Origin of the sequence: Streptococcus sp. 477 (assembly GCF_013277295.1) — a bacterium.
Taxonomy (GTDB): domain Bacteria; phylum Bacillota; class Bacilli; order Lactobacillales; family Streptococcaceae; genus Streptococcus; species Streptococcus pseudopneumoniae.
Genome location: NZ_VMMQ01000034.1, coordinates 17695 through 37133 on the forward strand (window position 1 = coordinate 17695; position 19439 = coordinate 37133).

At 40.9% G+C, this 19439-nt stretch carries 18 protein-coding genes and 1 pseudogene; 9 read left to right on the plus strand and 10 right to left on the minus strand.

The features are described from left to right. Positions 1-251: 251 nt before the first annotated feature. A complete protein-coding gene (locus tag HT691_RS05310; protein WP_138706004.1) occupies positions 252-1100 on the minus strand; it encodes a putative RNA methyltransferase in 849 nt (282 codons plus the stop codon). A gap of 150 nt (positions 1101-1250) precedes the next feature. Between HT691_RS05310 and HT691_RS05315 the strand changes: the two genes are divergently transcribed. Then, positions 1251-1529, plus strand: a complete 279-nt coding sequence (locus HT691_RS05315; RefSeq protein WP_000910909.1) for a DUF6110 family protein — start codon at positions 1251-1253, stop codon at positions 1527-1529. Position 1530: 1 nt separating this feature from the next. Then, positions 1531-3591, plus strand: a complete 2061-nt coding sequence (locus HT691_RS05320) for a heavy metal translocating P-type ATPase (protein WP_023933681.1) — start codon at positions 1531-1533, stop codon at positions 3589-3591. A gap of 77 nt (positions 3592-3668) precedes the next feature. Here the strand turns inward: HT691_RS05320 and tyrS are convergent, their stop codons facing one another. Beyond that, a complete protein-coding gene (gene tyrS, locus HT691_RS05325) occupies positions 3669-4925 on the minus strand; it encodes a tyrosine--tRNA ligase (RefSeq protein WP_000546884.1) in 1257 nt (418 codons plus the stop codon). 141 nt (positions 4926-5066) lie between these two features. Here tyrS and pbp1b point away from each other — a divergent pair, with 141 nt between their 5' ends. From pbp1b to HT691_RS05355, 6 genes are all read left to right on the plus strand, one after another. Then, positions 5067-7532, plus strand: coding sequence for a penicillin-binding protein PBP1B (gene pbp1b / locus HT691_RS05330; protein ID WP_054388468.1), 2466 nt, complete (start codon positions 5067-5069; stop codon positions 7530-7532). Between the two features lie 64 nt (positions 7533-7596). Beyond that, positions 7597-8508, plus strand: coding sequence for a DMT family transporter (locus HT691_RS05335; protein ID WP_054388467.1), 912 nt, complete (start codon positions 7597-7599; stop codon positions 8506-8508). A gap of 230 nt (positions 8509-8738) precedes the next feature. Beyond that, positions 8739-9437 (plus strand): 2,3,4,5-tetrahydropyridine-2,6-dicarboxylate N-acetyltransferase, encoded by a 699-nt coding sequence (gene dapD / locus HT691_RS05340; protein ID WP_000127477.1) that lies wholly within the window; start codon positions 8739-8741, stop codon positions 9435-9437. A 66-nt stretch (positions 9438-9503) separates the two neighbouring features. After that, positions 9504-10634: an N-acetyldiaminopimelate deacetylase gene (locus HT691_RS05345; RefSeq protein ID WP_023933685.1), complete on the plus strand. Its 1131-nt coding sequence runs from the start codon at positions 9504-9506 to the stop codon at positions 10632-10634. Positions 10635-10645: 11 nt separating this feature from the next. Then, on the plus strand, positions 10646-11185 hold the full coding sequence (locus HT691_RS05350; protein ID WP_000834335.1) for a 5-formyltetrahydrofolate cyclo-ligase: 540 nt from the start codon (positions 10646-10648) through the stop codon (positions 11183-11185). Further along, on the plus strand, positions 11169-11843 hold the full coding sequence (locus HT691_RS05355; RefSeq protein ID WP_054392634.1) for a rhomboid family intramembrane serine protease: 675 nt from the start codon (positions 11169-11171) through the stop codon (positions 11841-11843). The genes HT691_RS05350 and HT691_RS05355 overlap by 17 nt, the downstream gene beginning before the upstream one ends. A 160-nt stretch (positions 11844-12003) precedes the next feature. On the opposite strand, the gene galU is transcribed toward HT691_RS05355, so the two are convergent. Together galU and HT691_RS05365 are read right to left on the minus strand one after the other, a co-directional pair. Next, positions 12004-12903, minus strand: a complete 900-nt coding sequence (galU, locus tag HT691_RS05360) for a UTP--glucose-1-phosphate uridylyltransferase GalU (protein WP_050392047.1) — start codon at positions 12901-12903, stop codon at positions 12004-12006. 21 nt (positions 12904-12924) lie between these two features. Further along, positions 12925-13941 carry an NAD(P)H-dependent glycerol-3-phosphate dehydrogenase gene (locus HT691_RS05365; RefSeq protein WP_119919435.1) on the minus strand — a complete coding sequence of 339 codons (1017 nt, stop codon included), beginning with the start codon at positions 13939-13941 and terminating at the stop codon, positions 12925-12927. 223 nt (positions 13942-14164) lie between these two features. Between HT691_RS05365 and HT691_RS05370 the strand changes: the two genes are divergently transcribed. Beyond that, complete coding sequence (locus HT691_RS05370; RefSeq protein WP_023939918.1) at positions 14165-14605, plus strand: helix-turn-helix transcriptional regulator; 441 nt, start codon at positions 14165-14167, stop codon at positions 14603-14605. 114 nt (positions 14606-14719) lie between these two features. Here HT691_RS05370 and HT691_RS05375 read toward each other — a convergent pair. From HT691_RS05375 to HT691_RS05400, 6 genes and pseudogenes are all read right to left on the minus strand, one after another. Next, positions 14720-15150 (minus strand): annotated as a pseudogene (locus tag HT691_RS05375) (transposase); the annotation flags it as partial. Between the two features lie 61 nt (positions 15151-15211). Further along, complete coding sequence (phoU, locus tag HT691_RS05380; protein ID WP_001245788.1) at positions 15212-15862, minus strand: phosphate signaling complex protein PhoU; 651 nt, start codon at positions 15860-15862, stop codon at positions 15212-15214. A gap of 14 nt (positions 15863-15876) precedes the next feature. Continuing rightward, positions 15877-16629, minus strand: a complete 753-nt coding sequence (gene pstB / locus HT691_RS05385) for a phosphate ABC transporter ATP-binding protein PstB (protein ID WP_000536446.1) — start codon at positions 16627-16629, stop codon at positions 15877-15879. 1 nt (position 16630) lies between these two features. Next, positions 16631-17446, minus strand: coding sequence for a phosphate ABC transporter permease PstA (pstA, locus tag HT691_RS05390; RefSeq protein ID WP_000049768.1), 816 nt, complete (start codon positions 17444-17446; stop codon positions 16631-16633). Then, a complete protein-coding gene (pstC, locus tag HT691_RS05395) occupies positions 17439-18302 on the minus strand; it encodes a phosphate ABC transporter permease subunit PstC (protein WP_000165892.1) in 864 nt (287 codons plus the stop codon). The genes pstA and pstC overlap by 8 nt, the downstream gene beginning before the upstream one ends. A gap of 117 nt (positions 18303-18419) precedes the next feature. Then, complete coding sequence (locus HT691_RS05400) at positions 18420-19295, minus strand: substrate-binding domain-containing protein (RefSeq protein ID WP_000669500.1); 876 nt, start codon at positions 19293-19295, stop codon at positions 18420-18422. Between the last annotated feature and the right edge of the window lie 144 nt (positions 19296-19439).

Genomic DNA, 19439 nt, shown 5'->3' on the forward strand with positions numbered 1-19439 from the left:
TTATTCTTTGAGACGGGAAAAATCGAAATACTTGATTTATACGGCCTATATCATATTTGGGGTAAATGTACTATATGGTATTCAATGGTTATTAAAAGAACTGATTTCAACTATTTCCACTTAATATGTATGGAAACTCCAGTGATTTTTGCATAACAAAACGCATAAGATTAAGGTTTGAGTACCTGTTCTTATGCGTTTTTGTAATATTGAAGATTTTCGGTAAGTTTTATACCTTTGGGAAGTCTAGTTTAGAATGCTTTCCCAACCAGAATCTCAGCCTCAATAGTAATCTCTGTCAGTTGGCTCCAGTCAATCTTGCTCTGGTCAACGTGAAAGAGGAGAGGAGTCATACTGAGTAGGGCTTGGAGTTGTTCTACTGTGATAGTCTTAGTCAGAGAGGCAGTTTGGTTAGATAGGATGGTAAAGTGTTCTTGGAAATGATTTTTGATATTTTGGTTGGAATAGTCCTTGTTTGTCAGCTGGTCTTGTACCTTCTGACGGATTTCCTTGAGGTGATTTTCAGTTGGGATAACCTTGATCAAGATACCGTCTTTGGATAAAACGCGACGAAATTCTCCATAGTTGGCAGGCGAAAAGATATCAAGCAGAATGTCCATGCTGGCATCTTTTATAGGAAGACGAGCCAAGTCACCAACGAACCAATTGACTGCCCAGTTTGGTTCACTCTTGGCAGCGATTTGGACGGAATCTTTGGAAATATCAAAGGCATAGAAAGTTTTTTCAGAGTGACTTTCTTGGAGTTTTCGAGAGTAGAAACCTTCGCCACAACCAATATCCAAAATTGTTTTGGCAGTTTTTGAGCTTGAAAGTAAATTTGAGATGGCTTCTAAAATAGCTTGGTAAAAACCAGCTTCTAGAATTTGTTGGCGGTTTTGAAAGTTTTCCTTGTCGTAGTTGGCAGATTGCTTGATTTGAGGTGCCAGATTGACATAGCCAAATTTTGCTAAGTCGAAAGAATGGCGATTGTTGCATTTGAGACTGCTCTCTACCAGAGTCAGATTTTCTTGACAGATAGGACAGGCAAAGGCAGTCGCAGAAGCAAAACGATGAAGTTTGGGTTTGAGATTTGTATTCATAGTTTAAGTGTATCAAAAGAGGCAAATGAAAGCAACTTTAGGATGATTTGTAATAGAATTAAATAGTAGTATCATTACTTTTCAAAGTGCCAAAATTAAATTGCTTTTATATCTAAATTGCTATATAATAATGATAAGGAGGAAATAAGTATGTTAAAAGAAGTACTAACCGTTGCAAAAGTTGCGAAAAAATCATCACTCTTTTTGGGTGGTGTCGCATTTGGTACCCTTGGTTTGAAAATCTTAGCAAGTAAGGAAGCTAAAAAAGGTTATTCTAAAGCCTTGGCTAAGGCTTATAAGTTAAAAGACGAGCTAGATGCATCTGTTTCTGTTGTGAAACAACATGGAGACGATGTCTTGCAAGATGCCAAATATTTGTACGAGCAAGAGAAAAAAGAAGAGCAATTAGATAGCCTTATAGGAGAATAATATGTCTTTTAAAGTGCTACATAGAGGATACCAACATATCCGACTATCATCTTCTTTTTCACTCACCTTGGATATTCAAGACTATCTTCGTTCCTTGGCGAGAGATGAAAAGGGGATTGAGTCTATCCAGTTTTACATGGATCAACAGCACTTTACTCTACGCATAAAAGAAGGCTTTTCTGTATTAGATAATGCAGAAGCCTTTTTAAAAAGAATTGATAAAGGGAAAGTTTCTGAGTTGATGACTCTTCCCATTCGTAGAGAAGAGAGTGCTTATTCTATTGTTTCAGGTGCAGCGATTAAGCGTGTGCTTTTTCGTAGTTTTGTGCCGTATCCTATTCGCTATATATGGACTTGTTATCAGGCTTTGGGTTATGTTAGAGAAGCCTATCAAACACTAGCGCGTAAGGAACTAACGATGGAAGTCTTGGACTGTTCGGCGATTTTATTGTCCTTGTTTATGAACCAATCCAAGACAGCTAGCAATATCATGTTTATGCTTGATTTGGGGAATCATTTAGATCAGTGGTCCTTGAAAAAAACGGCAACAGATTTAGAACAGAGCCTTCTTGCAAAAGAGAGCGATGTATTTCTAGTACAGGGGGATACGGTCGTTAGTATCAAGAGTTCCGATGTTCAAATAGGAGATGTCTTGGTCCTATCTCAAGGAAATGAAATTCTGTTTGATGGACAAGTAGTTTCAGGTTTAGGTATGGTCAACGAAAGTTCCTTGACGGGAGAGAGTTTTCCAGTTGAAAAAAGAGAGTCTGATTTGGTTTGTGCAAATACAGTATTAGAAACTGGAGAGTTACGCATTCGTGTAACCGATAATCAGATGAACAGCCGGATTTTACAACTGATTGAGTTGATGAAGAAATCTGAAGAAAACAAGAAAACGAAACAACGCTATTTCATCAAGATGGCGGATAAGGTCGTCAAATATAATTTCTTGGGGGCTGGTCTGACTTACCTATTGACAGGTTCTTTTTCTAAGGCTATTTCTTTCCTATTGGTCGATTTCTCCTGCGCTTTGAAAATTTCTACTCCTGTAGCTTATTTGACAGCTATCAAGGAGGGGTTGAACCGTGAAATGGTGATTAAGGATGGGGATGTTCTGGAGAAATATCTGGAAGTTGATACTTTCTTGTTTGATAAGACAGGAACAATCACAACTAGCTATCCGATAGTTGAAAAGGTGTTACCTTTTGGGGACTATAGTGAGGAAGATATTCTCAGAATCAGTGCCTGTCTTGAGGAACACATTTATCATCCTATTGCTAATGCCATCGTCAAGCAAGCCGAGATAGAGGGAATTGAACATGAGGAAATGCATGGGAAACTCCAATATATCGCAAGCAAGGGGATTAAATCTCATATAGATGGGCAACCAGTTCTTATTGGGAATTATGTCTTGATGCAGGATGAGCAAATTCATATCAGTTCAGAACAAAATGCTTTAATTGAAGAGTACAAGAGTCACTACAATCTCTTATTCTTAGCCTACCAGAATGAATTGATTGGAATGTTCTGCATTCATACTCCTTTGAGAAAAGAAGCAAAAGCAGCCTTGGAGAAACTTAAGGCACAAGGGAAAAAATTGATTCTGGCAACAGGGGACACCTTGGTTAGAACAGAGGCATTAGTCAAAGATTTGCCCTTTGATCAGGTCTATACAGACTTGAAACCTGATGGAAAATTTGAGTTAGTAGAGGAACTACAGAAAGCAGGTCACACTATTTTGATGGTTGGAGATGGATTGAATGACTCAGCGGCTCTAACCCTATCAGATATCGGTGTGGTGATGAATGAGAGTGCAGATATTTCTAAGCAGATGAGTGATATCTTATTGTTAGATAATCGTTTGGATTTCTTCCAAGAGTTGGATTGGCTATCATCATCTTTGCAAACACTCATCAAGAAGAATATTCAAGATACCGTTGTCGTAAATAGTAGTTTGATTGGCTTTGGCTTATTTAATTGGCTCAGTCCTTCAAATCTCTCTATCTTACATAATCTAACAACCTTGCGCATTGTACTGCGTAGCCTGTCTATTAAGGGATAGGTGGGGACTATTCACAGCAAAAAGGAGTTACCTTTCTCGAGGGTAACTCCTTTTTTTATAGGTAAATGTTGAACAATTTAGTAAGTTAATACAAAGTATTTTTTCTTTCCACGACGGATAACAGTCAGTTCATTCTCTAACTTATCTGCGTCACTCAAGACATAGTCAAGGTCTTGGATACGGTCGCCGTTGACGTAGATAGCTCCGTTTTGGACATCTTCACGGGCTTGGCGTTTTGAGTTAACCACACCAGATGACACGAGCAGTTCCACGATATTGTGGTTTTCGTCTGCTTGAACTTGGTAGTTTGGCACACCACGAAGTCCTTGTTTAAGTTCTTTAACAGAAAGGTTTTTGATGTTTCCTGCAAAGAGCTGCTCAGTGATGTTGAGGGCTTCTTTGTAGGCTTCTTCGCCGTGAACAAGTGTAACGACTTCACGAGCCAAGACTTTTTGAGCCAAGCGTTCGTGTGGCGCTGCTTCAAATTGTTTACGAATGTCTTCAATCTCATCAAGTGACAAGAAAGTAAAGATCTTCAAGAAGCGAACAGCGTCAGCGTCCATAACATTCATCCAGAATTGGTACATTTCGTATGGAGAGGTCTTTTCAGGATTGAGCCAGACTGCGTTTCCTTCTGATTTACCAAACTTCTTACCAGTTGCATCTGTGATAAGCGGAACTGTGATAACGTGTCCAGTCTTGTCAGCTTTACGACGAAGCAATTCGGTACCAGCTGTCATATTTCCCCACTGGTCAGAACCACCGATTTGAAGAGTGACATTATGGTCTTGGTTAAGGACGAAGAAGTCGTACCCTTGCATGATTTGGTAAGCGAACTCAGTGTAAGAAATCCCTGTTTCAATCCGTTTTTTCACAGACTCCTTACTCATCATGTAGTTGACAGTGAAGTATTTTCCAATATCACGGAGGAAGTCAATGAAGCTGATGCTGCCAAACCAGTCGTAGTTGTTGACCATGACAGCCTTGTTTTCCCCATTTTCAAAGTCAAGAAAACGAGAAAGTTGTCCTTGGATAGACTTGACCCAGCCATCTACTGTGTCTTTTGTTTGGAGACTACGTTCAGCATCTTTGAAGGACGGATCTCCGATGAGACCTGTAGCACCGCCAACGAGCGCATAAGGTTTGTGACCTGCTAGTTGCAAGCGACGACTTGTCAAGATTGCGACAAGATGGCCTAGGTGAAGGCTGTCAGCAGTTGGATCGTAGCCAGTATAATAAGAAACTTGACCTTCTTCTAGGGCTTTACGCAAAGCTTCTTCATCAGTCGTTTGAAAAATCAAACCACGCTCTTTTAGCTCATCAAAAATGTGCATGTGTCTTTTCTCCTTTTTAAAATTATTGTTTCTACCTATTGTATCACAAACTTGGGCAATAGCCTAGCAGAATAGGGAAGAAAGTGGCTATTTTATTGAAAGTTTCCCTTTTGTGGTATAATAGATAGAGTGAGGAAGTCCATGCAAAATCAATTAAATGAATTAAAACGAAAAATGCTGGAATTTTTCCAGCAAAAACAAAAACATAAAAAATCAGCTAGACCTGGCAAGAAAGGTTCAAGTACCAAAAAATCTAAAACCTTAGATAAGTCAGCCGTTTTTCCAGCTATTTTACTGAGTATAAAAGCCTTATTTAACTTACTCTTTGTACTCGGTTTTCTAGGAGGAATGTTGGGAGCTGGGATTGCTTTGGGGTACGGAGTGGCCTTATTTGACAAGGTTCGGGTGCCTCAGACAGAAGAATTGGTACATCAGGTCAAGGACATCTCTTCTATTTCAGAGATTACCTATGCGGATGGGACGGTGATTGCTTCCATAGAGAGTGATTTGTTGCGCACTTCTATCTCATCTGAGCAAATTTCGGAAAATCTGAAGAAGGCTATCATTGCGACGGAAGACGAACACTTTAAAGAACATAAGGGTGTAGTACCCAAGGCGGTGATTCGTGCGACCTTGGGGAAATTTGTAGGTTTGGGTTCCTCTAGTGGGGGTTCAACCTTGACCCAGCAACTGATTAAACAGCAGGTGGTTGGGGATGCGCCGACCTTGGCTCGTAAGGCGACAGAGATTGTGGATGCTCTTGCCTTGGAACGCGCCATGAATAAAGATGAGATTTTAACGACCTATCTCAATGTGGCTCCCTTTGGCCGAAATAATAAGGGGCAGAATATTGCAGGAGCTCAGCAGGCGGCTGAGGGGATTTTCGGTGTCGATGCCAGTCAGTTGACTGTTCCTCAAGCAGCATTTTTAGCAGGACTTCCACAGAGTCCCATTACTTACTCTCCTTATGAAAATACTGGGGAGTTGAAGAGTGATGAAGACCTAGAAATTGGCTTAAGACGGGCTAAGGCAGTTCTTTACAGTATGTATCGTACAGGTGCCTTAAGCAAGGACGAGTATTCTCAGTACAAGGATTATGACCTTAAACAGGACTTTTTACCCTCGGGCACGGTCACAGGAATTTCACGAGACTATTTATACTTTACAACTTTGGCAGAAGCTCAAGAACGTATGTATGACTATCTAGCTCAGAGAGACAATGTCTCCACTAAGGAATTGAAAAATGAGGCAACTCAGAAGTTTTATCGTGATTTGGCAGCCAAGGAAATTGAAAATGGTGGTTATAAGATTACTACTACCATAGACCAGAAAATTCATTCTGCCATGCAAAATGCGGTTGCTGACTATGGCTATCTTTTAGACGATGGAACAGGTCGTGTAGAAGTAGGGAATGTCTTGATGGACAACCAAACAGGTGCTATTCTAGGCTTTGTAGGTGGTCGTAATTATCAAGAAAATCAAAATAATCATGCCTTTGATACCAAACGCTCACCAGCTTCTACTACCAAGCCTTTGCTGGCCTACGGTATTGCTATTGATCAGGGCTTGATGGGAAGCGAAACGATTCTATCTAACTATCCAACAAACTTTGCTAATGGTAATCCGATTATGTATGCTAATAGCAAGGGAACAGGAATGATGACCTTGGGAGAAGCTCTGAACTATTCATGGAATATCCCTGCTTACTGGACCTATCGTATGCTCCGTGAAAAGGGTGTTGATGTCAAGGGTTATATGGAAAAGATGGGTTACGAGATTCCTGAGTACGGTATTGAGAGCCTGCCAATGGGTGGTGGTATTGAAGTCACAGTTGCCCAGCATACTAATGGCTATCAGACCCTAGCTAATAACGGAGTTTATCATCAGAAACATGTGATTTCTAAAATTGAAGCAGCAGATGGTAGAGTGGTGTATGAGTATCAGGATAAACCAGTTCAAGTCTATTCAAAAGCTACTGCGACAATTATGCAGGGCTTGCTGCGAGAAGTTCTATCCTCTCGTGTGACAACAACCTTCAAGACGAATCTGACTGTTTTAAATCCTACTCTGGCTAATGCAGATTGGATTGGGAAGACTGGTACAACCAACCAAGACGAAAATATGTGGCTCATGCTTTCGACACCTAGATTAACCCTAGGTGGCTGGATTGGGCATGATGATAATCATTCATTGTCACGTAGAGCAGGTTATTCCAATAACTCTAATTACATGGCTCATCTGGTAAATGCGATTCAGCAAGCCTCACCAAGCATTTGGGGGAACGAGCGCTTTACTTTAGATCCTAGTGTAGTGAAATCGGAAGTCTTGAAATCAACAGGTCAAAAACCAGGGAAGGTTTCTGTCGAAGGAAAAGAGGTAGATGTTACAGGTTCGACTGTTACCAGCTATTGGGCTAATAAGACAGGAGCGCCAACGACTAGTTATCGCTTTGCTATTGGTGGAAGTGATGCGGATTATCAGAATGCTTGGTCTAGCATCGTGGGGAGTCTACCAACTCCATCAAGCTCCAGCAGCTCAAGTAGTAGTTCTAGCGATAGCAGTAACTCAACTACTACACGACCTTCTTCTTCAAGGGCGAGACGATAATTCTCTAAATGAAGTGGCCAATCAATGGATTGCCACTTTTTTCCTTTCGTGTTACAATAAGGGTATGAATCAGTATCAGAAAAAGATTGTTAACGGAAAAATTTATTCGCTCCTATCCGGCTTAATATGGGGAATCTGTGGAATTTTAGGAGAGTACTTCTTTACTCATTATCAGGTGTCTTCGGGCTGGATTACCTCTATGCGTTTGACACTGGCAGGGAGTCTTGTACTCATTTGGTCTGCAATACAATTAAAATCGCAAGTGCTAGATATTTGGCGAGACAAGAAAAATTACCTGCCCTTTTTAGCCTATGCTATTTTGGGGATTTTTTCAGTTCAGTATTTTTTCTATCTCTGTGTAGAATACTCAAATGCTACGACAGCAACTATTTTACAGTTTATTAGCCCTGTCTTTATCCTCTTTTACAATCGCTTGGTTTATCAAAAACGAGCGTCAAAAAGCGCTGTTTTCTATGTTTTGGTTGCCATGCTGGGTGTTTGCTTGATGGCGACAAAGGGAGATCTCTCTCAGTTATCCATGACACCACTAGCCCTTGTGACGGGCTTACTGAGTGCTATGGGTGTTATGTTTAATGTTATCTTGCCCCAGCCTTTTGCGAAGCGCTATGGTTTTGTACCCACGGTTGGGTGGGGGATGATTTTGGCAGGTTTATTTAGCAATGTTCTCTCGCCAGTGCATCAGCTTTCCTTTACTCTTGATATTTGGAGTATCTTGATTTGTCTCATTATCGCTTTCTTTGGGACGGCTTTTGCTTTTTTTATTTCCATGAAGGCGGTGTCCTTGGTTTCTCCTTTGGTGGTTTCCGTTATCAGTGCCAGTGAACCTCTCTCTTCTGCTCTCTTGAGTGTTTTGTTCTTAGGCCTGGTAGTGGATTGGTCACTCCTTCTAGCTATGGCCTTGATTATTTTACCCATGATATTTTTGTCTATAGAAGAAGCGAAAGAAAGTAGATAAAAAGTCTTTTCTTAATTCTAAAAGTGTGCTATACTAGAATAGTCAATAAAACACGGGGAGATAGTTGTGAAGAGTGTTTTTAGGTTGTATCGGTAGGGGTTTGCTTTTACCGACAGCACGTTTTATCTCACATCCCTAAAAAATCATACCTAAAAACAGACAAAAAGGCTTCAAATTTGAGGCTTTTTTTGGTAGAATAGTTATCATTATAAAGAATGAGAGGTTTTTTTATGACTGCTACAAAAATGAATGCTCAAGAAATTATCCAATTTATCGCTAATGCTGAGAAGAAAACCAGTGTGAAAGTAACTTTTGAGGGACAACTCGCAACTGCTGTACCTAGCTCGGTTGTTAGACTAGGGAATGTTTTATTTGGAGACTGGAAGGACGTGGCTCCGCTTCTCAATGGTTTGGTAGAAAATCAAGACTATGTTGTTGAGCAAGATGCTCGCAATTCTGCAGTTCCTTTGCTAGATAAACGTGCTATCAACGCTCGTATCGAGCCAGGCGCTATTATCCGTGACCAGGTAGAAATTGGTGACAATGCTGTTATCATGATGGGAGCTGTTATCAATATCGGTGCTGAAATCGGTGCAGGAACCATGATTGACATGGGGGCTATCCTTGGTGGCCGTGCCATCGTTGGGAAAAACAGCCACGTTGGTGCAGGTGCAGTTTTAGCAGGTGTGATTGAGCCAGCTAGCGCAGAACCAGTCCGTGTTGGAGACAATGTTCTTATCGGTGCCAATGCAGTGGTTATCGAAGGAGTCCAAATCGGTAGTGGTTCAGTTGTCGCAGCAGGAGCTATCGTTACCCAAGATGTTCCAGAAAATGTAGTAGTAGCAGGTGTTCCAGCTCGAATTATCAAAGAGATTGATGCCCAAACTCAACAAAAAACAGCGCTAGAAGATGCGCTTCGTACCTTGTAATTGTAAAAGAAAAATAGAGGCGGAACCCTTTTCCAGCCTCTTTCTGCTATATGGGAGGATAGATAGATGTTAGATTTGATTCAGATTAGACGAGATTTGCACCAGATTCCAGAGATTGGCTTGGAGGAGATCAAAACTCATGCTTATTTGCTGGATGTGATTGAGAAATTGACTGCGGGCAAGGAGTTTGTTCAAGTTCGTACTTGGCGGACAGGTATTTTGGTTTACTTGCAGGGAAGTCAGCCAGAGCGTACTATTGGTTGGCGGACGGATATTGATGGTCTGCCTATCGTTGAACAAACAGGACTTCCTTTTGCTTCTCAGCATCAAGGTCGCATGCACGCTTGTGGCCATGATTTCCACATGACTATTGCCTTAGGCTGTCTCGAGCGCGCCCTTGAGGAACAACCTAAAAATAATCTACTCTTCCTGTTTCAGCCTGCTGAAGAAAATGAAGCTGGTGGCATGCTCATGTATGAGGATGGTGCTTTTGGAGACTGGTTGCCAGACCAGTTTTATGGGCTTCATGTTCGACCAGATTTGAAGGTTGGTCAGATTGCGACCAATACTCATACACTCTTTGCAGGAACTTGCGAGGTGAAGATCCGTTTCAAAGGAAAAGGAGGACACGCAGCCTTTCCACATGAAGCTAATGACGCCTTGGTGGCAACTAGTTACTTTGTGACCCAGGTGCAGTCAGTTGTCAGCCGCAATGTCAACCCAATCGAGGGAGCGGTGGTGACCTTTGGAGTTTTCCAAGCTGGAACAACCAACAATGTTATCACAGATACAGCCTTTTTGCATGGAACTATTCGGGCCTTGACTCAGGACATGAGTCTCTTGGTACAAAAGCGGGTCAAAACAGTTGCAGAAGGAGTTGCAGCTGCCTTTGATATGGAAGTCGAAGTGGAACTCAAACAAGGTGGATACCTACCTGTTGAGAACCATCCAGCCTTGGCGCGTGAACTAATGGACTTTTTTGAAGAGAAAGACGGAATTGAGTTGATTGATATCGAGCCTGCTATGACAGGCGAGGACTTTGGTTATCTCCTTTCAAAGGTTGATGGCGTGATGTTTTGGCTGGGTATCGATAGTCCCTACGCCCTTCATCACCCTCAGATGGCTCCTAAGGAAGAAGCATTAGCTATTGGGGTGGATGCGGTCTCTAGTTTCCTGAAAAAGAAGGCAGCAGAGTAGAGGGGTTGTCTATGAAATCGGAACTACGCAAGCAAGTCTTGCAAGAAATGAAGGCTATATCTCAAGAGCAAAAACAGGCTATAGAGCAAGCTTTAACCGAGCGGCTTTTACACCATCCCTTCTACCAAGAAGCCAAGGTCATCGCAACCTATCTCTCTTTTCCGCACGAATTTCAAACGCAGGGATTGATTGAGCAGGCGCTGAGGGACGGCAAGAAGGTTCTGATACCCAAAACCTATTCCAAGGGGCGCATGGACTTTGTGGTCTATGATCTGCAACAACTGGTCAAAACTTCCTTTGGCTTACTGGAACCACAGGGAAATTTGGAAGTGGTAGATGCCTCTCAGATTGATTTGATTCATGTCCCAGGGCTGGCTTTTACGATGGAAGGCTATCGGATTGGCTATGGCGGAGGTTATTATGACCGCTATCTGGAACAGTTTACTGGTCATACTTTGAGTACGGTTTATCATTATCAAGTTCAGGACTTTATCCCTGAAAACCATGATATTCCTGTTCAGGAGGTTTTGATTGATGAAGGAAATCTTTGATAGGCGTTACCCTGTGACGAGTTTCTTTCTTTTAGTGACGGCCGTGGTATTTCTACTAATGTTGGTAACTACAGGAGGAAACTTTGACAGGGCGGATACTCTATTTCGATTTGGAGCCATGTATGGGCCTGCCATTCGCCTCTTTCCCGAGCAAATTTGGCGTCTCTTTTCGGCTATTTTTGTTCATATTGGGTGGGAGCATTTCATTGTTAATATGCTTTCACTTTATTATCTTGGAAGGCAGGTAGAGGAGATTTTCGGTTCTAAGCAGTTTTTCTTTCTCTATCTTTTATCAGGAATGATGGGCAATCTCTTTGTTTTTGTATTTAGTCCCAAATCCTTAGCAGCAGGTGCATCCACCTCTCTTTATGGTGTATTTGCCGCGATTATCATTCTTCGCTATGCAACTCGTAATCCTTATATCCAACAGCTAGGACAGTCTTATCTGACACTTTTTGTGATTAACATTATTGGAAGTGTTCTGATTCCAGGAATCAGCCTAGCAGGCCATATCGGAGGTGCAGTTGGTGGCGCATTTCTAGCAATTATCTTTCCAGTTAGAGGAGAAAGACGGATGTATAGTGCTAGTCAGAGACTGGTAGCGTTAGTCTTGTTCGTAGGACTCGCAGTCTTACTTCTCTACAAGGGAATGGGATGAAAATTTGTGGAATGAAAAAAGATAAGGCATTTTTTGAACCTTATCTTTTTTTATTTTATACTCAATGAAAATCAAAGAGCAAACTAGGAAGCTAACCGCAGGCTATACTTGAGTACGGCAAGGTGAAGCTAACGTGGTTTGAAGAGATTTTCGAAGAGTATTATTCCTTCTCAGCCAATTCTTTTCCCAGTTGGATGAGGTAATCTTTTAAGTCATCTTTGACTTGTGGATGTTTGAGGGCGTAGTCAATAGATGTTTTCATAAATCCAAACTTATCCCCAACGTCGTAACGAGCTCCTGTAAATTCACGGGCGAAAACACGTTGTGTTTTATTAAGGGTATCAATAGCGTCGGTAAGCTGGATTTCATTTCCCGCACCAGGAGCTTGCTTTTCGAGGATGTCGAAAATTTCTGGTGTGAGAAGATAACGACCGATAATTGCTAAATCACTTGGTGCATCTTCGGGAGCTGGTTTTTCAACGAAAGTTTCGACACTGTAGAGACCATTAATCCCTTCACCTTGAGGAGCGATAACTCCATATGATGAAACATCTTCGTGTGGTACGGGCATGACAGCAATGGTTGATGCGTGTGTCTTTTCGTAATCATTCATCAGTTGTTTTGTCAAAGGAACGGCATTCTCGTCTGTGATGTCCATAAGGTCATCACCCAGCATAACAACGAAGGGCTCATTCCCCACAAAAGCTTTGGCTTGTAAGACAGCGTCTCCAAGACCACGAGGGTGAGTTTGGCGGATGAAATGAAGGCGCATACCAGTTGCTTCATCTACTAATTTTAACAGATCTGTTTTCCCTTTTTCTTTGAGATTATATTCCAATTCAAAGTTTGAATCAAAGTGGTCCTCAATAGAACGTTTTGATTTACCAGTGACAACCAGAATATCTTCAATACCTGATTTGAGAGCTTCTTCCACGATAAACTGGATAGTTGGTTTGTCTACAATTGGCAACATTTCTTTAGCAAGGGCCTTGGTTGCTGGTAAAAATCGAGTTCCTAGTCCAGCGGCAGGAATGACTGCTTTTCTAACTTTCAGTGCCATAAGAATCCTTTCTCTAGAGGGTTAAGACCACTCATTTTCTGCTTTAAATTCATTGTTCATGATATTATAAATGGCATCTTTGATATTGGTTCCTTGGTAAATAACTTGGTAAATGGCATGCGTAATCGGCATATAGACTCCAAGTTCTTGCGCTAGCTCATAGGCTGCTCGAGTCGTTGAAATTCCTTCAATCACCATGCCCATATTGGCTTCGATATCAGCTAGGGATTCTCCACGACCAAGAGCATCTCCGGCTCTCCAGTTACGAGAGTGGATGGAGGTTCCTGTTACGATCAAATCTCCCACACCAGATAAGCCGCTATAGGTCAGTGGATTAGCCCCGAGTGCTACCCCTAGGCGGGTGATTTCTGCCAAGCCTCGAGCGATGATGGCTGCCTTAGCGTTGTCACCAAATCCCAAACCATGTAAAGCTCCGGCACCGACAGCGATAATATTTTTGAGAGCACCAGCGGTTTCGACCCCGATAACATCCGTATTGGTATAAAGTCGGAAGTAGTGATTACTAAATAGCTCCTGAACGTATTGAGCTGTTTGTAAATCTTTAGAAGCAGCAGTTATTAAAGTTAGGTCACGCACAATGGTCTCTTCTGCATGACTAGGTCCTGAAACAACGACGATATCACTACGGAGATGTTCAGGAATTTCTTCTTCAAGAATGGTTGATAATCGTTTATGGCTATCAGGTTCTAATCCCTTTGATGCGTGCATGATGATAACCTTATGGTCCAAGGTTTGTGCAACTTGTTGGGCAACAAGTCGTGTCACTTTTGTTGGGACAACAAACAAAATCGCATCCACATCTCTCAGTGCCTCTGCTAAGTCGGTGTAGGCAATGATATTTTCATCTAGAACGACATCTTTAAAGTAGTGTTTGTTAGTATGATAGGTATTAATTTCATTGATTTGTTCGGGAAGATTTCCCCAAATACGTACCTCGTGTCCATTGTCATTTAAGACTTGTGAAAGGGCAGTTCCCCAGGAACCAGGCCCCAAGACGGCGACGGTTTGTTTTTTCATGATTTCCTCCTTAATAGAGTCCTTTCTCTTATTCTATCATATTCTAGAGGATTTTGCACTTGCATTGCTGGGAAGTGGTGTCTTTGTGACTTCAAAAATACACAAAAACCGAGATGAAGGGATAAACTCTTAGTCTTTAGTTAAAGTGAGAAGAAATCTGATAGATAGTTTGATTCAGTATATGCTTATAATAGAGGTAAACAACTCAGGAGGTTCTTGTAGCTTGCGAGAGTTTGGCGAAAAAATTAAAAGATTACGTTTGGCTAAAAAAATCAGTCGTTCAGAATTTTGTGGTGATGAGTCTGAATTGAGTATCCGTCAATTAATTAGAATTGAAAATGGAGAATCCAGACCAACACTAACAAAGTTAAAATATATCGCTGAGCGTTTGGGGGTTGAAGATTACAAGTTGATGCCAAGTTATATAGAGTTGGATAAGGAATACCTAAAATTGAAGTATTTCTTGATGAGGACTCCTACATACGAAGATGAAACTATCGCCCAAAAGAAAGAGAGTGTTTTTGATAAGATTTTTGAAGAGTATTATGATAGGCTACCTGAGGAAGAAAGATTTATCATCCCAAATTATTCATATCTGGCACTAACGAACTACACAGTTCAAAAATCACCAGAAAAGCTAGTTAAACTACTGTCCTTCTGGTGATTTTGCTTGATTTCTAATATTTGAGACATGATTGAGGAGATTTGTCTTGATTTTTTCCTAAAAAAGGGCAGACTCCTCCCTTGGTTTGATGCTCGATTTCTAAAATAAGGTGACTTATTCTGTTAGGCATGTTTTCCCCTGCTCTCTAGCTCTATATGGAACAGGGAGTATCAGATTTATCTGGCAGATTGTATCAAATAAGGCTTGAAACTGTTTTGAATAGGCGTATAGACTTGAGAATTTGAGAATATGTCGTCTAGCAGTAGAGACATATTTTCGGCAATATGAAGGAAGAGAGGTCGAAAACGCTTGATAGTCAAGGCCTTTACTTCATCACCAGCTAGCTGCTTTAAAAAGAGGTAGAGATTATAAGCCAGATAGCCCATCATCATACGTACTTCATTCTTAACCATGGTCGAACTATCTGTCTTATCCCCAAAGAATCCTGCTTTCCTTTCTTTGATAAAGTTTTCAGCATTCCCTCGTTCACGATAGAATTGAAACAGCTCCTCACTATCTACACTGCTTAAATTGGTCAAATGAACTTTTTTACAACCATAAAAAAGAGCACTTAATCGTACTCTTCTCTTTTAAGGATTAGTTGAATTAATTCAAATCCACTAGTTCTCCTGTTTCTAGGTAGACTAGGCGTTCACAAATGTTAGCAATGTAATCAGCGAAGCGTTCCAGATGCCCTATGATATAAAGGTATTGAGTTCCATTGGGAATTGAGGTTTCTTGGTCTTTCATAAGTCCAATGATTTCCTTTGATAAGGCATAATAATATTGGTCAATCTGTTCATCTTTTTGAGCAATACTAATAGCTTTTGAGGCTTGGTGCAAAGGAAAGGCAACCAATAAATCGGCTAGCATGCTGAGGGATAATTTACCCATTTGGTGTAACTGTTCTTCGTCAGGGGCTAGTTGATTTTCTTTTAGTTGCAAAACAGCTTTGGCAATGCCTGCCATATGGTCTCCCATACGTTCAAGGTCTGAACAAGAAGACATGATGCTAATCACAAATCGAAGGTCAGACACTTGTGGCTGCTGCAAGGCCAACAAACGGGCACAGGTCAATTCGATAGCGCTTTGACCTTGGTTGATAGCATGATCCTTATTGATAATTAGCTCTGCCATCTCCTTGTCTTTGGAGGCTAAGGCCAGTAAGGTTTTTGAAGCTGTTTCAAGGACAAGTTGCCCTAGTCCTAAAAAGGATTGTTCTAATTCATGCAATTCTAAATCAAATTGATTTCTCATAGGTTTTTCCTTCCTTATCCGAACCGTCCTGAAATATAGTCTTCTGTGCGCTGATCTTTTGGATTGGTAAACACGTCAACGGTATCTCCAAATTCGCAAATTTCTCCTGTTAAGAAAAAAGCAGTTTTATCTGAAATACGTGAAGCTTGTTGCATGTTATGGGTAACAATGATAATTGTATAATCCTTTTTTAGTTGCTGAATGAGGTCTTCAATTTTTAAAGTGGAGATAGGGTCTAAGGCTGAAGTCGGCTCATCCATTAACAGAATATCAGGTTCTACTGCTAAAGCTCGCGCAATGCAAAGGCGTTGCTGCTGACCGCCTGATAAGGACATGGCACTCTTTTTAAGATTATCTTTGACTTCGTCCCAAATGGCTGCCCCTTTTAAAGATTTTTCCACTAAGGCATCTAATTGTTTTTTGTCTCGAATACCATGTGTCCTTGGGCCATAAGCCACGTTATCATAGATAGACATGGCAAAGGGATTAGGCTGTTGAAAAACCATCCCTACACGCTTACGTAGCTGATTAAGGTTGAATTTGCTACTATAAATATCTTGCTCATCTAAGAGGACTTGGCCTTCAATATGGCAAGAAGGAACCAAATCGTTCATCCGATTAAGGGTTTTTAGAAAAGTTGATTTACCACAACCAGATGGGCCTATCAAGGCAGTAATCTGTCTTTCTGGTAATTGAATCGAAATATTTTTTAAGGCTTGAAAGTCCCCGTAAAATAAGTCTAGGTGTCTGACTGAAAATGTTCCCATACTAGGAAGCTCCTTTCACAAGTTTTCGAGATAATAAGCTTGATAGAGTATTTATCATTAAAACAGTAATAATCAAAATCACACCGGTAGCATAGGCTTCATTGACATGTAGCCCCTCACTTGACAGCATATACATATGCAGGGCTAGAGAACGACCTGAAGACATGAGACTACTTGGCGTATTGGTAGAGGTACCTAATGTATACATGAGGGCAGCTGTCTCACCAACGATACGGCCAATAGCTAGTATCACTCCAGCTAAAATACCTGGCATGGCAACTGGTAGAACAATTCTAAAAACAGTCCGTAACTTACCTGCCCCAAGTCCATAACTTGCTTGACGCATGCTATCACTAACAGATAAAAGGGCTTCTTCTGTTGAGCGAATAATGACTGGCAACACCATGATGACTGAGGTTAAGATTCCTGATAACAGAGAGTATTGAAAACCTAAGAAGACTACAAAGAAGAGCATGCCAAACAGACCAAAAACAATGGAAGGAATCCCAGACAAGGTATCTGAGGCTAATCGCATGATTTTAACACAAAGGGAATCTTTTTTTGTATATTCCACAAGATAAAAACCAGCAAAAATCCCTATGGGCAAGGCTAAAAGAAGAGCACCAAAGACCAGAATAACGGTGGAAATAATCGCTGGCATAAGGGAAATGTTCTCAGAAGTATAAGTCCAAGAAAAGAGGGATAGACTTAGATGAGGTAAGCCTTTGATGAGGATAAAACCAATGATTAAAAAGAGAGAGCCAAAGGTTAAAGCTGAAAAACAATAAACGAGAAGTTTTAGCAGGTATTTACTCATAAGATGATTTTCCTTTCAAGTAGGCAAAGTAGGCATTAATCAAGAGAATAAGGAAAAAGAGAACTGCTGAGGTTGCAATAAGGGCTTCCCTATGCTGACCTGATGCGTAAGCCATTTCCAGAACAATATTGGTTGTTAAGGTTCTGGTTCCTGAAAAGAGTCCACTTGGAATAATCGGCTGGTTGCCTGCCACCAAAATAACTGCCATGGTTTCACCTACTGCGCGACCGATTCCTAAAATAACTGCTGATAAAATACCAGATCTCGCAGCTGGCAAGATGACACTAAAAATACTCCGTTCATGACTAGCTCCTAGAGCCAAGCTACCAGAATAATACGTTTTGGGAACTGTTCGGATAGCAGATTCTGACAAACTGATAATGGTTGGCAAAATCATTATTCCTAATAGTAACGAAGCGGTTAGGACACTCATGCCATTTCCTAAAAAGCTTCTAATCCAAGGCACCAATAATTGTAGGCCGAAAAAACCATAAACAATAGATGGAATGGCCGCCATCAAGTTAATAGCTGATTTTAAGAAGCCATAGACGGGCTTTGGACAATAATAAACCATAAACACCGATGTCAAGATGCCTGTTGGCACCCCAATCACAATCGCTCCTAAGGTAATTAATAAGGAACCAACGATCATTGGTAAAATACCATAGCTTGCCGGAATGTTCGTTGGCGACCAATCACTGCCTAATAAAAAACGGGCAAAGCCGTAGTTAGCCATGAAAGGTAAGCCATTACTAAAAATAAAGAAACAGATTAGCAAAATAGCTACAACAGCTACTGTTGCACTCATGAAAAAAATTGCCCTAAAAACTGCTTCTTTGAAGGCTTGTTTTGTCACATCTTGTCCTTTCTAGTGAAGAAAGTAAGGGAGATACGACACCTCCCTACTTGCCTTCTTTATCTTATTGTACGATGAAACGTCTGCATCTCTTTAGAGATTTATGGAGCAAACATTTTATTTAATCTTGTCCCAGGTGGTTAATTTGCCACTAAAAACGTCTGCAAGTTCAGCCATACTGACTTGGCTTGCCTTATTGTCATTATTGACCACAACAGCAATACCGTCTAAAGCAATAGCATCATGGCTGAGACTCTTACCTTCTTCAGGAGTTAATTCCCTAGAAACCATACCAATATCAGCGGTTTTCTCCTTAACAGCGGTAATACCTGCTGAAGACCCATTAGAGGTAATATCAATCGTAACTTCTGGATTTTCTTTTTTATAAGCTTCTGCTAATTTTTCCATTAAAGAAGATACTGAAGTGGAACCTACAACAGACAACTTGCCTGATAAGTGTTGGCTTGTATATTCTGTGGTTTCGGTTTTAGCTTCAATAAATTTATTATCTGTGACCACTTGTTGACCTTGTTTGGAGTGGATAAAGCTGATAAAATCTTGACCTAGCTTGGAAAGATTAGAAGACCAAACAATGTTGAAGGGACGTTGAAGAGGGTATTTACCATCTAAAACTGTGTCTCGACTAGCCTTGATACCATCAATCTCTAAAGCCTTGACAGATTTCGTTAAAGATCCCAAGGAGATGTAGCCGATAGCATTAGCATTCCCTTGAACTGCTGAGAGAACACCTTCTGTGCTATTTTGAATCACAGCTGTTTTGGCAGTGTTGTCAATTTTTTTATCACCGTCTTTTTTGAGAATCCCTGTGATTTCTGTGAAGGCACCCCGTGTTCCAGAGCCATTTTCTCGTGAAATCACCTCAATCGTTTCTGAAGCTGACTGTTTGGAAGCAGATGACTGATTGCCACAGGCAACAAGCCCAAATCCTGATAAGCCAATGGCTGCAAGAGTAAGCATTTTTTTGAATTTCATAATAATCACCTTTATTTCTATGTATTTTTCTTGTGTAGGATTACTACACTTATAGTCTAACAAGTCTTTGTAAAGGTTTATCCCTGATTCATGTAAAGATTGTGTAAAGAATCAAAAAAAGCCACTTTTGAAAAGTGGCTGCTC

Excerpts from the sequence above, each read along its gene's own strand:
- HT691_RS05310 (WP_138706004.1), bottom strand. The coding sequence starts at position 1,100 with ATGAATACAAATCTCAAACCCAAACTTCATCGTTTTGCTTCTGCGACT.
- HT691_RS05315 (WP_000910909.1), top strand. The coding sequence starts at position 1,251 with ATGTTAAAAGAAGTACTAACCGTTGCAAAAGTTGCGAAAAAATCATCA.
- HT691_RS05320 (WP_023933681.1), top strand. The coding sequence starts at position 1,531 with ATGTCTTTTAAAGTGCTACATAGAGGATACCAACATATCCGACTATCA.
- tyrS (WP_000546884.1), bottom strand. The coding sequence starts at position 4,925 with ATGCACATTTTTGATGAGCTAAAAGAGCGTGGTTTGATTTTTCAAACG.
- pbp1b (WP_054388468.1), top strand. The coding sequence starts at position 5,067 with ATGCAAAATCAATTAAATGAATTAAAACGAAAAATGCTGGAATTTTTC.
- HT691_RS05335 (WP_054388467.1), top strand. The coding sequence starts at position 7,597 with ATGAATCAGTATCAGAAAAAGATTGTTAACGGAAAAATTTATTCGCTC.
- dapD (WP_000127477.1), top strand. The coding sequence starts at position 8,739 with ATGACTGCTACAAAAATGAATGCTCAAGAAATTATCCAATTTATCGCT.
- HT691_RS05345 (WP_023933685.1), top strand. The coding sequence starts at position 9,504 with ATGTTAGATTTGATTCAGATTAGACGAGATTTGCACCAGATTCCAGAG.
- HT691_RS05350 (WP_000834335.1), top strand. The coding sequence starts at position 10,646 with ATGAAATCGGAACTACGCAAGCAAGTCTTGCAAGAAATGAAGGCTATA.
- HT691_RS05355 (WP_054392634.1), top strand. The coding sequence starts at position 11,169 with ATGAAGGAAATCTTTGATAGGCGTTACCCTGTGACGAGTTTCTTTCTT.
- galU (WP_050392047.1), bottom strand. The coding sequence starts at position 12,903 with ATGGCACTGAAAGTTAGAAAAGCAGTCATTCCTGCCGCTGGACTAGGA.
- HT691_RS05365 (WP_119919435.1), bottom strand. The coding sequence starts at position 13,941 with ATGAAAAAACAAACCGTCGCCGTCTTGGGGCCTGGTTCCTGGGGAACT.
- phoU (WP_001245788.1), bottom strand. The coding sequence starts at position 15,862 with ATGAGAAATCAATTTGATTTAGAATTGCATGAATTAGAACAATCCTTT.
- pstB (WP_000536446.1), bottom strand. The coding sequence starts at position 16,629 with ATGGGAACATTTTCAGTCAGACACCTAGACTTATTTTACGGGGACTTT.
- pstA (WP_000049768.1), bottom strand. The coding sequence starts at position 17,446 with ATGAGTAAATACCTGCTAAAACTTCTCGTTTATTGTTTTTCAGCTTTA.
- HT691_RS05400 (WP_000669500.1), bottom strand. The coding sequence starts at position 19,295 with ATGAAATTCAAAAAAATGCTTACTCTTGCAGCCATTGGCTTATCAGGA.